Raw genomic sequence first — 11,903 nt, forward strand, 5'->3', positions numbered from 1 at the left:
TGACAAGTGCACGCTTTGGGCTAAAGACACTAAGGATTACGGCCCATGTGGGGTGGGACGGCCGCAAGGAACAACGACGATGCACAATCAAGCACCACCGCGCGTGAAACGGCGCAAGCGGTTGGGCCCCGAAGTCCGCGAGGAAGGTCTGGCGGCGGCGCGGCTTTTGTTGCTCAAGGGCGGGCCCGGGGCGGTGACTCTGGCGAATATCGGCGACGAGATCGGCATGTCGCACGCCAATGTCCTTCATCATTTCGGATCGGCCGCAAGCCTCCAATCGGCGCTGATGGGATCGATGATCAACGACCTGACCGTCGCGCTCGATCATGTGGTCGAATTGCTCAAGACCGACGCCGCCGCGCCGCGTGCCGTGGCGGATCGCGTCTTCGACGCTTTCGACAAGGGCGGCGCCGGGCCGCTTGCGGCCTGGATCATCCTGTCGGGCGATGTGGCGCATCTCGAACCCGTACGCGAGGCGGTGCGCTCGCTCGTCGAAGCGATCGTCGGCCAGTCGAAAGACGAAGCCGCGCCCGACCGGGTGCGCACCGCCGTGCTGATGATGGCGGTGAGCGCGTTCGGCGACGCGGTGATCGGTCCCTATGTGCGCGACATGCTCGACCAGAAGGATGATGCGATGCGCGACCTGATCGCACGCATCCTGCCGCTGTTCCTGATCCCGTCGGGCATCCCGCCGGCGATGCCCTGACGCGGCAAAACACATCGTCCCGGACAGCGTGCTGCGCGTTCGCTAGAATTGCTTCCGGACGTTCAATCGGACCGTGCGGCCCAAAGGATCGACCTCATCGCGCGTATATCCGCGCGGGGTGCCGCCATGGGATACCGACACCCGCCGATACCCGTTCAGGACATTCTGGACGTCGAGAGAAATCCTCAGATTGGTTGTCCATTTTCGTTGCCCCGCATCGCCATCCTCCTGCCCGGGCTCGACGAACAGGCCGAGATTGAACAAAAGCGAGGGCGCATAGCGGAATTCCGTCCCGCCGCTCGCCGACCGGACGACCGCGCCGCTGCTCCAGCTGCCATTCAGCGTCGTGCCCAGCCCGCGCCGGCCTGCGACAAGGTTGAGCGCAACATTGTGACGGGACTGGCCGCTGCCCCGCAACCGGTCGAGCACCGGAAGGCCCGGCCGGATCTCCATTTCGCTTCTGAGTTGCCAGCCATGGTTGACCGACAGGCTGAAGGTCCACGGCCTGAACTCGTTCGGCAGGCTCGCCGACGCTTTCGGCTTTTCGGTGGTGCGCAGCGTCAAGCCGGTCGCGATGGACTCGGTCCTGTCCTGCGAAATATTGACCGGGCGCTCATCGATGGCGACGAGGCGCCCGCTCATATCGCGCGTGACCCGGTCGGGAAAGGCCGCCTCGACATCAGGGGTGAGCGCCGGGAAGGGCGCGACAGCGCCCAGGGCCAGCTGCTTGCGATAGTCGATGGTGAACGTCGCCAGATCGCCCGCAAAAGGCCGTATCATCGCGTTCATCGACAGCGACCGGATGCGACCGCCTTCAAGCGCCGGATTTCCCCCGAAGACCCTGACTGGCTGGGCATATTCCTGCTGCACAAAGTCGAACAGGCGGGTGATGACCTCGATCTGCGGTCCGTGACGTTGATAGAAAGTCGGCTCGGCATTCTCGCGGCCGATGTTCGCCCGCAAATCCAGAAACGAAAAAGGGGCCCAGCGGATAGCGGCATTCCATTTGTGTCGCGTCCTTGTCCGGGTCGCCGTTCCAGCCTCCGCCGACAGATCGAACCCGAGGTCGCCCAGTGGCGCAAGGATGCCCAACGCTCGACTGGCCACGGGGATGGAGAAGGACCATCGCCCCTCGAGTTGGTCGCTGCCCGACCGGTCGTGCTGTACGGCTCCGCCGGTTTCGGTTATGAAATGCGACCGGTTGCGGCTCGCATTGGCGGTCAGGCTCGTATTCACCTGTCCGGCGGGAAGCGCCAGGATCGATCGGGACGCATTGAAGGTCGCGCCCCACATATCGTTGCGAAACCGGCTGCGGTCCGAAAGGCGTGGGGTCGCGGGCCAGGGGCCGTCAGGATCGAAGCTCGGGTCACCGGCATCGACCCGCTGCTGCACCGCGCTCACATCATAGCCGCGATCATAGACATTGTTGCTGCGGCTGTGTGTATAAAGGACCGAGAGGCTGGTCTGCCATCCCGCTATCGGCCCCGAAAGCGTTGCGGATGCCCCGAAAGATGCGGACCGCTGTGCGCTCTGCAACGCCCCGTCGCCGAGCAACCGGCTGACGGTGACCGGCGTCTCGCCCTCCGGCACCCAGCGACTGTCCGGCGGCAGGATGATCGAGCCGATCGGTAGGCCGACCAGCTGCGAGCCGCGGCTCAAGGCAGCGTTGACGCCCAACGCGCCCGAAAAGGCGCCAAGCGGCCTGTTCAACCCAGCGTTCAGGTTCCACGATCGCGCTTCTCCGATCACCGATTCAAACCGGTTCGGGTCGATTTCTTCGCCATCGCCATCGGGGAGCGTCGGCAGCAGCGCCAACACATCGTCGCGCACCGGCAAGCGGCGAGCGCTTTTGAGAAGTGCCGTGTCGTCCGACGCCGTGACCTGCACATTCCAGCGTGCATCCCCGTCGATTGCGGTGCGGCCGACCGCCAATTGCGCGGTGCGGCGCCCGCCGGCGGTCGGAACGGTCACACCGGCGTCGGTATCCCAGCTGGCGTATTTTTGCTTGAGCTCGAGATTGACCACCCGCTGCCCCGACGCATAGCCATAAAGCACGGCGGCTTCGGGCGGCAAGATTGCGACGCGGTTCAATGCCTCGGGAGGATAGTCCGTGATTTCCGCAGGGCTTCCGATGCGCTTTCCGTTGACAAGAATCGCGGGAGCGTCGCCTTTTCCGTCAATCAGCGGGGCAATATTGCCGATTAATTCCCCGATGCTGCGCGCGCCATAAGCGGCAATTTCGTCCGCGTTTAATTCGGTTTCGGCGACGATAGCCGCCTGACCCCAGCGCTTGGCGGTCACGACGATGTCGTCCGGCGCGGGCGCAGGTGGCGGATCGGGGGACGGCTCCCGCATTGTTGCAGCCCCAGCATTCCCATCCGCGACCGTTGCCATTTGCGCCTGAGCGTGACCGACGGCTGCAGCACTGGTCAGGGCAGTCATCAAGCAGGTCGCGGCGCGAACGGGGCTGGCGCGGCGGTAAAATGGTGCAATCGCGGGGACGGATGCATTCGAAGATATTCGACGCATCACGCGCTTTTCTCGGTTTGGCGGTGCGGAACGGCCGACACGACTAAACGCTTCACCCTTCGCAACGGAAAAATGGGCGCGCGAAAATCGCGCGCCCAAGTCGGGATGCCGCCGCCCGTCCCATTGCAGCAGCGGCAGAGGATCAAGATTAGCTGATGTCGATGGGGCCAGCTGGTGCCGTCTTAAACAATGTGCCTCTCATCGTGCAGGCACCGCCGGCGGTGTCTTGCGGGATCGAGGTGTTGACCACCAGCGCGTCGTTGCTCGTATCGTTGAACGTCGCCGTGATATCGCCCTTGCAATTGCCTGGCGTGATGCTGGTGTTCACGTAAACATTCTTGAGCGTCACCGTTTCGGGAGGGCCAGCGCTCCATGTAACCGCGTAGGGCGCTCCGGTGAACGAGACCGTGATACAGCCAATGTCGCCGGGAGCAATCGAGGCAGTAGCGGTAGCGGTGGTGGAGCTGGTGACATTGGCCGTCACGGTCACCGCGCAAGTAAGGACCGGGCCCGTTCCCTTTTGGACTACAAGATTGCCCTTCCATGTCCAGGTTGACGGCGCCGGCGTATAAGTCTGGGCCGTGGCCGTCTGGGCACCGAGCAGCGCCATTGAGCTTGCAACAATCAAAGCAAATTTTTTCATTGTCCATCTCCTAAGCATTTATAATTTTTCGGATTACCTCACCACAAACGACTCGGCGAGCGGGGTAACTTTCACTTACATCTACAATAATGTCAAATTGATTCTATAAGAAAAATAATAATAATATAGACGTGTTTAAGTAACATGGGAATCAACATGTCCCATATTACTTAATATGTGATTCACTTATTGTTCAATTTGTCTGCAAGGTTCGGTGCTAGAATTTCTTTGAAACGCTAAGCCCAACAATTCTCGGGTCCAGGGTAAAGATGTTCGCACTCAAGCCGGTGTCATCGGCGTTGGTGAAAACGTCGGTGATCGGTGCGTCGTTGAACAGGTTCTTCACATAGAGCTGGAAGGTGAGATCGGATGCCGGCCGCGACAGCGTCAGCGCCAGATTGGCGTTGTCCCACGCTTTGATCCGGTCGTATTCGGTGTTGTAAATTCGTGCATAGCTTTTGGACTGGCGATAATAATCGCCGCGCAGGGTCAACTCCCAATCGCCGCCGTCGATGAAGAAGGTATATTGCGCCCCGATGTTGAAGGTCAGGTGCGGCGAGTTGGGGAGTTCGTTCCCCGACAGATCGGCATTGAAACCGCGACCGCTGTTGGGCGCGCCGCTGCCGCCTTGCGCGATGTTCTGGCCGATCTTGCTTGGATCGTAATCGGCAAAGGGATCATAGGTAAACCCATAAATCGCCCAAAACGGAATGCCGCCCGGAACGTCAGGATTGAACCCGCCCAGGCGATTGCCGCCTGGGCACATGGCTGGCAACGCAAGTCGTTCGAAGCCGTTGTTGGCCGCCAATATCCGTTCGACCAGCACCCGCGGTGCGACACAGTTCGACGGCGCCTGCAACCAGGGACGCAGCAGCATCCAGTCGTCATTGCCCTGGGTGCGGTTCATGACGTCGATCGACTGTTCGCCATCTTTGAGCCGGGTCCGCAGATAGCCCAGATTGGCATCGACCCGGAAGGCACGCGACGGACGCCATGCGGCCTCCAATTCGAGGCCGTAGCTTGTCGCATTGAAATTTTCGTTGAACGCGATGCGGTCGACGATCTGCGAAATCTGATAGTCCTTGTAATCATAATAAAAGGCGGTTGCGTTGAGCGTGAACCGGCCGCCGTCGAAGCTGTTCTTGGTCCCGATTTCAAAGGCGTTGATATATTCGGGCTTGAAGGTCTGTGGCAGCGGCAGATATTGCACGATCGCCGGGTTGATATCGACGCGCGGCGGGTTGGTGCCCCCACCCTTGTAACCGCGCGATGCCGAGGCGAAGATCAGCGTGTCGTCGGTGAAGCCGAGATCGGGCTTCCAGTCGAGCACGACGCGGCCGGTGAATTTATTCCATTGCTGCCGGATATCAGGGAGGGCCGGATAGCCGCTATTCACCCGTCCGCCCGTCGATGACCCGGGATTGGGGGCGCCGGTGCCGCCACCGAGCAACAGCTGGCTGGGAATCTGCGTCGATACTTTCCGGTCCTGCGTATAGCGGGCACCGACGGTCAGTTTCAGCGCGTCGGTCACGTTCCAATATAGTTCGCCGAAAACCGCTTTGGACTTCGTCCGGATACCGTTCTGGCTGAGAAAATAATTATGCCCCTGATTGTTGAGGCTGCCGATCGGATTGGGATCGACATATATACATTCGGCGCTTTCGTCACCAAGCGGGCAAGATCGCGGAACGGGTACGCCGCCCGGCCCCGTTGTTCCATAAAAATATTGCGCGATCAGCGTGAAGAAGTTGTTGAAAACATAATAATCATCTTTGGATTTGAAATCGAGATAATTGGCGCCGAGGTTGAAGTTAATCGGGCCATCCCAATCCGACTGCAGTCGCAACTCCTGCATCCACTGACGGTTGCGAGACTGGCTGATGTCGACCGACAGGAGCCGGTCCGAACAGCCAAGTTGGGGATCGCAGAATTTTCCGCCGGGCGTGGCACCCGGGAAAACGGCTGGATTGATGGGGTCGCCAAAAAAATCCAAAAGCGGTTGGGTCGAGTCATTGAACCCTGGGTTCGCGACGAAGCGGTTGTAATCCTGCGAGGAATAATAGCGGTCGCGCGCATAAGCGGTTTGCGACACCAACTTCAGCCCGTCGGACGGCTCATATTCCATATTGAGCTGGACCACATCATTCTTGGCGCGAAATACCGGATCATAGCTGGTCGCGATCTCGCGCAAATTTCGCGATTGCTGGACGCCGGCAAAGGGGTCGTCCGGCCTCAGCAAAAGCACCGGCTCGAATGTGTCAGGGTTGAGGCCAAGCGAGATGCCGTTGGGCGCCAGATAATAGGAGAGTGCGTTGCCGTTGGGGGCGCCAAAGGCGGCATCATTGTACAGCGAGCGCCCCTGGCAGCCCTGGCTCATCCGGCCGCGAACGAGCGGGTCAGTCATATCGACATTGCCGACGCGGGCCGGACCGGGGTCGTTCGTGCAAAGCTGTTTGCCCGTTCGTGAGCGATTGTCGTCCTCTTCGAAATGCTGCCAGATCGCGTTGACCTTGAAACGGTCGCTTGGCTCCCACTGCACAGACGCGCGGGTGGACCAGAGCTCGCGGCCGTTGACGCGGCGCTGCGTGAATGTGTTGTAGTCGAAGCCGTCGCGGCTGGTGAGCGCCCCTGCAAGGCGGAAAGCCAGCGTATCGGTGACCGGGACGTTGATCATCGCGTTCGCTCGCATCGATTTGAAATTGCCGACCTCGACCTTTGCCGCGAGCCCGAAATCATTGCCGGGAAGCGCGGGAATCAGATTGACGACCCCGCCCGTAGCGTTGCGACCATACAGCGTCCCCTGCGGACCGCGCAGCACCTCGACCCGCTGCATGTCGAACAGCTCCGATTCGAACAACCGGTTGCGGATCAGCGGTGTATTGTTGAAACTCACCGCAACCGCCGGATCGCTCGATGCCGAAGTCGCCTTGGTCCCGACCCCGCGGATCGAGAAATTATACATGCTGAAATTGCTCTTCGAGAAATTTACATTGGGCACCGCGCGGAGCAGTTCGGAGCCGCTTTCGATCTTGTAATTGTCGAGCGTCTCGGCCGTGAAGGCCGATATCGCGATCGGCACATCCTGGATCGCTTCCTCGCGCTTCTGCGCGGTCACGATGATGATATTGCCGTCCGGTGCTTCGTCGGCCTGCGGCGTGTCCTGAGCGGAGGCGGGCGTCGCGAGCGCGATTCCAAGCGCAAGAAAACTGATCGTGCGCGATATGCACGCGAACCGGGTATCTACCATAATCTCTCCCCTGACATGGTGCCGTATGACCGGCAGGAGTTTTCTCCTGCCACGAAGCTGATCCATGTTCACATCGATGTCAATGTACATTAATGCCAATGTTTATTTGTGGGAGGAGGCGGCCTGTCTCAGCTACTTGGGGCGCCTCGGTCGAAAGCGCCGCAGACGCCCGAGCAGGCCTGGTGCGGCCCGAGCGGATTTGGGGTTCGCACCGAAACACCGCTCGAGGCATCCGGTGCCGCTGATTTTTTCTATCGCAGATTATGGCCTTGGCGCAGGTTTGGATGCGGTGGCCAAGTCGGGCGGACTATTTCGCGCCGGCTGCTTTGGACTCCAGATTTTTCTTCTGAGGATGAATGCGCGGAAATATGGCTACGCCTGCGCGTTTCAGGTTTCCCTGATGATCAACTGCGTTGGTAGCATCACTGACCGCGGCGTGTGTCCGTCCAGCATTTGCATAAGCTTTTCGACCAATATGGCTCCGGCGACGCCGGTCTGCTGCGCGACCGTCGTGATCGCTGGTGCGAAATGGGCGGCTGGCGGGATATCGTTGTAGCCGACGAGCGAATAGTCGCGCGGCGTGATATGGCCCTGTTTGCCGAAAGCATCGATGACGGCCATCGCGGCGGTATCCGAAAAGGTGAAAACGGCGTCAGGCCGCTGCTCGCAATCCTTCAGAAACATGCCGGCGCGTTCGTGAATGGCCGAAAAGGCCATCGAATCGATCGTCAATATGTCGATCCCGATATCCGTCGACCCCGCCGCCGCGGCGCGCAGACCTTCGAAGCGCATCCGGATTTCGGTATGCCGGGCATCGCCGATGAACAGCCAGCGCTTGCGACCGAGCGCGAGAAAGCGCTCGCCTGCCAGCCGGCCGCCCAGGAAATTGTCGCTGCCGACCGCGCAATAGCCGCTGGCATCGTCGACGGCGCCCCACACGGCCATCGGAATCTGCTTGCGCGCGACCTTGCGCAACAGCGCGTCGCGCGTGCCCTGTCCCAGCACGATGAACCCGTCGGCGCCGCGCGAGCGGTGCAGGTCGACGAAGCCGTCGACCGTGTCGAGCCCCGAAGGCGAGAGCAGCAGGTCGAGTTGGCGCACCGACAGCGCTTCCGAAATGCCGGCGAGAAGCTCGAAGATGAAGGGGTCGCCGATCGCGCCGTGCCGGTGCGATCCGAAATCGAGCACGACGGCGATGGCGTTGGCGCGCTCGTGGCGCAGCTTCTGTGCGTTGCGATTGAGCGCATAGCCCTGTTCGCGGGCGACCGCGAGTACGCGTTCGCGGGTTGCGGGGCTGACCAGCGGGCTGCCGCTCAGGACGCGCGACACCGTCGGCTTGGAAACATTGGCAAGGCGGGCGACGTCTTCCATCGTCGGGCGCCCCGTTTGCAATGTTGCAGCTGTTTCATTGTTTTTTACTGCCATGAACCATCCATATGGCAGCTGTGGGCCGCATGCAACCGCCAGTTTTGGCTGCAATGAAACTTGTTGTTGAAATGCATTTCATAAACGGATATTCGATTCGCATGACGGGTAAGCAACCCGCGGTGGGAGGATGATAAATGGCAAATTGTCGCAAATATCTGGTGTCGCTCGGCTGGAGCGTTGCGCCGCTCGCGCTTGCACTCATTCCTTCGCAGGCCTTTGCGCAAAGCGCACCCGGCGCGGAAGATGAAGCGGCGGGAGACGAGATCGTCGTGACCGCGCGGCGCGTTGCGGAAAATCAGCAGGACGTGCCGATGTCGCTCACCGCGATTTCCGGCGACACGCTGCGCGAGCAGAATGTCACGATGGTTTCGGACCTCGCGCGTCTCGTCCCGTCGCTCAACTTTTCGACCGATCTCAACCGCAACAATGTGACCTTTGCGATGCGCGGGCAGCGCGAGACGCGGACCTCGGCCGGCACCGGTGGTGGTCCCGCGGTCGTTGCCTATTTCGCCGAAGCGCCGTCGCGCGCGATCGGCCCGGGGCAATTCTTCGACCTCCAGAATGTCCAGGTGCTCAAGGGGCCGCAGGGGACCTTGTTCGGGCAGAACACGACCGGAGGTGCGATCCTGTTCGAACCGCAGCGGCCGACCAATGATTTCGAAGGCTATGTGATGGGCACGGTCGGCAGCTATGGCCGTCTCGACATCGAGGGCGCGGTCAATGTCCCGATCGTCGAAGACAAGTTGCTGCTCCGCGTCGGCGGGCAGACGCTCAATCGCGAGGGATTCACCAAGGACGTCGTCACCGGCAAGGACTATGACAACCGCCGCGCCTGGTCGACGCGCGCCAGCTTGCTGTTCCGCCCGTCGGACCGGTTCGAAAATTACACCATCGTCCAGTTTTCGGGCTCGAGCGAAAATGGACCGGGGGTTGTCCTGGTCGAAGCCAATGCGAGTCATCCCTTTTTCGGGGCAGCTCTTACCCAGCTGTTGGCGCAGCAGGAGGCGCGTGGGATACGCGATGTTGCATTGAGCTCGATCTCGCGCGACCGCACGCGGCAACTCGGCGTCATCAACCGCACGACGTTCGACGTCTCGGACGCGCTGACGCTCACCAATATCTTCAGCTACACCAATTACCGCACCGACAGCGCGCGCGACGACGACGGCACGATCCTGCCGATCCAGGATTCGAACGGCGCGTGGAAGCCGGGAACGTGGAACAGCGACCTCAATTATCTGACCGAGGAACTGCGCTTCTCGGGGGCGCTCGGCGAGGCGCTGAAATATCAGGTCGGCGGCTATTACGACCGGCTGACGCGCGGCGGCCAGATGACCTATTCGCAGAATCTCCAGACTGTCGCGACCAGTTCGCAGGTCGACGCCGACGCGAAGGCGACGTCGAAGGCGGTGTTCGGGCAACTCGGGCTCGATGTCGGCAAGCTCGTCCCCGCACTCGAAGGCCTCAACCTCACCGCGGGCTATCGCTACACCTGGAATGATTTCGCCTTCGGGCTGACGCTGCTTCAGTATCCCGGCATCCTCCGCCCGCCGCCCGAACCGGTCGTCGGCACGCCGTGCTTCGTGCCGCCGGGCAATGTCTTTCCGAACTGCGAGGTGCGGGGATCGGGCAAGGACAAGGGCGACAGCTTCGTCTTCGGCGCCGACTATCAGGTCACCGACGACGTGATGATCTTCGCCAACTACAAGCGCGGTTACAAGCCCGGCGGCTTCAACCCGATCATCGCCGCCTTCGGCGGCACGTCCGCCAACCCCTTCTACGGCTTCAAGCCCGAAACGGTGAATACCGCCGAAGTGGGGCTCAAGACGAGCTGGTCGATCGGCGATGTGCGCGGACGTTTCAACGTCACGGGCTATAGCAGCAAATATAAGGATATCCACGCGACGGTGCCGGCGATCGTCCCGCCCTTCACCGCGACCGCGATTCAGAATGCCGCGAGCGCGACGATCAACGGGATCGAGGCCGATGCCAATATCAGCATCCGGCGCTGGTTTTCGATCGACGCGGGTTACAGCTACACCGACGCGAAATATGACAAATATCTCGTCGCCAGCCTCGACCCGGCGATCCCGCCGACCGATCTGTCGGACCTGCCGTTCGTCTTTACGCCGAAGCATCAGTTCAACATCGGCGCGAGTCTGACCTTGCCGTTTCCGGAAAACGTCGGCGACGTCATCCTGCGCGGCACCTATAGCTGGCAGGACCGCATCTATGCCGGCGACACCGACCCGACGCAGCCCAGTTCCTTCATCAACTCCTACGGGATTTTGGGGGCGCGGCTCGATTGGGAGAATGTCCTCGACACCAAAAATGTCGACCTGTCGATTTTCGCCACGAACCTGACCAACAAGACATACCGGATCGCCGTCATCCAGCAGTATAACGCCAGCGGTTACACGACGGCGCTCTACGGCGAACCGCGGATGTTCGGCGCGTCGCTCCGCGTTCGTTACTGACATTACGGGAGAGGACATATGAACAGGACTCTATTTCTGTCGGTCGCTGCGGTTTGTGCTGCGCTCGCCCCCGCGGTGGCCTTCGCCGCCGAGGCACCGGCCGTCGGTGCGCGCACCGCAATGGTCGAAAATCCCTGTCCGCCGCCCAAACCCGTCGACGCGGCGACGATCGCCTTTGTCCAGACGCTGGTCGAACCCGGCGCGAAATTCACACCGCCGCCGCCCTTGCCGAAGGCGGAGAACCCGATGCAGGACTGGGCCAATCTCTGTCGTTACCGCGCCGACAATGCCGCGGTGACGGCGCGCCCCGATGTCGTGTTCATGGGCGATTCGCTCACCGAATTGTGGGGGTTCGCCGATCCCGCCTTCTTCGGCAATGGCCGCATCAATCGCGGCATCAGCGGCCAGACCAGCGCGCAGATGTTGCTGCGCTTCCAGGCCGATGTGGTCGGGCTGAAACCGCGGGTCGTGCACCTGTTGACCGGCGGTAACGACATCGCGGGCAATGCAGGGCTGACCAGCGAGCAGGTCCTGAAGGACAATGTCATCGCGATGGTGACGCTGGCGCGCGCCAACGACATCAAGGTGGTGCTGGGCTCGATCACCCCGATCGCGCGCGTCTGGTGGGCGCCCGATCTGCGCCCCGGCGATCAGGTGAAGCAGTTCAATGCCTGGCTGCGCGACTATGCCCGCGCCAACGGCCTGGGTTTTGTCGACTATCACGCCGCGCTGGCCGACAGCGCGGGCGAGATGCCCGCCGCCTATGCCAATGATGCGGCGCATCCCAATCGCAAGGGCTATGCGCTGATGGAACCTGCCGCGACGCGCGCGCTCGATGCCGCGCTCGGCAAATAGGGCAGGGATGGTGAGGGG

7 protein-coding genes are annotated in these 11,903 nt (G+C 61.4%); 3 read left to right on the top strand and 4 right to left on the bottom strand.

All coding sequences use genetic code 11. From position 1 onward, the window contains the following. Window positions 1-79 precede the first annotated feature (79 nt). A complete protein-coding gene (locus AC07NV_RS16365) occupies window positions 80-706 on the top strand; it encodes a TetR/AcrR family transcriptional regulator (protein ID WP_495167444.1) in 627 nt (208 codons plus the stop codon). 42 nt (window positions 707-748) lie between these two features. Here AC07NV_RS16365 and AC07NV_RS16370 read toward each other — a convergent pair whose 3' ends face one another. The 4 genes from AC07NV_RS16370 to AC07NV_RS16385 form a co-directional block, all read right to left on the bottom strand. Then, window positions 749-3,061, bottom strand: coding sequence for a hypothetical protein (locus tag AC07NV_RS16370; protein ID WP_495167445.1), 2,313 nt, complete (start codon window positions 3,059-3,061; stop codon window positions 749-751). A gap of 322 nt (window positions 3,062-3,383) precedes the next feature. After that, a complete protein-coding gene (locus AC07NV_RS16375; protein ID WP_495167446.1) occupies window positions 3,384-3,878 on the bottom strand; it encodes a PraA/PraB family alkane oxidation protein activator in 495 nt (164 codons plus the stop codon). A gap of 217 nt (window positions 3,879-4,095) precedes the next feature. After that, on the bottom strand, window positions 4,096-7,125 hold the full coding sequence (locus AC07NV_RS16380) for a TonB-dependent receptor (protein WP_495167447.1): 3,030 nt from the start codon (window positions 7,123-7,125) through the stop codon (window positions 4,096-4,098). A 387-nt stretch (window positions 7,126-7,512) separates the two neighbouring features. After that, the gene (locus AC07NV_RS16385) at window positions 7,513-8,496 is read right to left on the bottom strand and encodes a LacI family DNA-binding transcriptional regulator (RefSeq protein ID WP_495167448.1); all 984 of its coding nucleotides are present in this window, start codon (window positions 8,494-8,496) and stop codon (window positions 7,513-7,515) included. A 191-nt stretch (window positions 8,497-8,687) separates the two neighbouring features. On the opposite strand from AC07NV_RS16385, the gene AC07NV_RS16390 reads away from it, so the two are divergent. Further along, complete coding sequence (locus tag AC07NV_RS16390) at window positions 8,688-11,030, top strand: TonB-dependent receptor (protein ID WP_495167449.1); 2,343 nt, start codon at window positions 8,688-8,690, stop codon at window positions 11,028-11,030. A gap of 18 nt (window positions 11,031-11,048) precedes the next feature. After that, on the top strand, window positions 11,049-11,885 hold the full coding sequence (locus tag AC07NV_RS16395) for an SGNH/GDSL hydrolase family protein (RefSeq protein WP_495167450.1): 837 nt from the start codon (window positions 11,049-11,051) through the stop codon (window positions 11,883-11,885). Window positions 11,886-11,903 lie beyond the last annotated feature (18 nt).

The organism is Sphingopyxis sp. GW821-FHT10B01 (assembly GCF_059415685.1).

Coding starts and splice junctions, on each gene's coding strand:
- AC07NV_RS16365 (WP_495167444.1), top strand. CDS start 80: ATGCACAATCAAGCACCACCGCGCGTGAAACGGCGCAAGCGGTTGGGC.
- AC07NV_RS16390 (WP_495167449.1), top strand. CDS start 8,688: ATGGCAAATTGTCGCAAATATCTGGTGTCGCTCGGCTGGAGCGTTGCG.
- AC07NV_RS16395 (WP_495167450.1), top strand. CDS start 11,049: ATGAACAGGACTCTATTTCTGTCGGTCGCTGCGGTTTGTGCTGCGCTC.
- AC07NV_RS16380 (WP_495167447.1), bottom strand. CDS start 7,125: ATGGTAGATACCCGGTTCGCGTGCATATCGCGCACGATCAGTTTTCTT.
- AC07NV_RS16375 (WP_495167446.1), bottom strand. CDS start 3,878: ATGAAAAAATTTGCTTTGATTGTTGCAAGCTCAATGGCGCTGCTCGGT.
- AC07NV_RS16370 (WP_495167445.1), bottom strand. CDS start 3,061: ATGCGGGAGCCGTCCCCCGATCCGCCACCTGCGCCCGCGCCGGACGAC.
- AC07NV_RS16385 (WP_495167448.1), bottom strand. CDS start 8,496: ATGGAAGACGTCGCCCGCCTTGCCAATGTTTCCAAGCCGACGGTGTCG.